The organism is Bacteroides sp. CAG:633 (genome assembly GCF_000435115.1).
Classification (GTDB): Bacteria; Bacteroidota; Bacteroidia; order Bacteroidales; family Bacteroidaceae; genus Bacteroides; species Bacteroides ndongoniae.
Window position 1 is genome coordinate 14,993 of record NZ_FR882959.1, and the last position, 884, is coordinate 15,876.

Sequence of the window (884 nt, forward strand, 5' to 3'; positions counted from 1 at the left end):
AAGGCGTTGGCCTATCAGAAGAAGTATCAGCAGACCGAGAACGAACTGACAGAACAGTCGCAGGTAACCGAAATCCGTTTGACAGAACAGTCGCAGGCACATCGGCAGGAACAGTCGCAAATGAAGCGGCTGATTCTGATTTGTCTGGCGGCAATTGGTGCATTGGCCGTTTGCATTGTGCTGTTGTTGGGGCGACGAGCCAGAGAGCGGAAACGTCTTCGCGGGCAGATGGATGCACTGATGAAGTTCTGGTGGAGGGAACATCGGGTGCTGTTGTCAGCAGCCCCGTCAGTGGTTGAGCCGGGAATCCTCTTACTGCCTTTCAATGAACCGAAAGAGGTGCACCCTCTGATCGATTTTGACGACTTGATCAGTCATCTTCGCGAAACGGAACTATATGCCAAGGTGACAAGAACATCGGGCGCTGTTGTCCGCAGAACCGTCAGTGGTTGAGCCGGAAGTCCTCTTACTGCCTTTCAATGAGCCGAAAGAGACGCACTCCCTGATCGATTTTGACGACTTGGTCAGTCATCTTCGCGAAACGGAACTATATGCCAAGGTGACCCGTATTCTTTCTTATCACCAATCCTACAACGACTATGAAGAACATTTCACGGTAGAAGATCAGAATGAACTGCTTAACCTGATTAACCGTTTTACGGATGGCTTCATCACCCGTCTGGAAAAACAAGTTTCACTTTCCGAAAAGGACCTTCGTTTTTGTGGGCTCCACTTGTTGGGCTTGTCCACACAGGACATCGCCATTCTGTTGGAAAAAGACCGCTCCGGTATATATAAACGTCAGAAACGTCTCCTGCATCAATATTTCCCGGATGCAGGCGATGAAAAGTTGGAAAAGGTGTTGAAAAGCATCAAATAGCCCC

Annotated in this window: 2 protein-coding genes; both read left to right on the forward strand. The window is 49.3% G+C overall.

The window, feature by feature from the left end; all coding sequences use genetic code 11:
• Positions 1-453 (forward strand): hypothetical protein (locus QVP67_RS00935; RefSeq protein ID WP_288179761.1); only part of this gene is annotated, 453 nt, incomplete at its 5' end.
• On the forward strand, positions 446-880 hold the full coding sequence (locus QVP67_RS00940; RefSeq protein ID WP_022161688.1) for a hypothetical protein: 435 nt from the start codon (positions 446-448) through the stop codon (positions 878-880). The genes QVP67_RS00935 and QVP67_RS00940, both read left to right, overlap by 8 nt.
• Positions 881-884 lie beyond the last annotated feature (4 nt).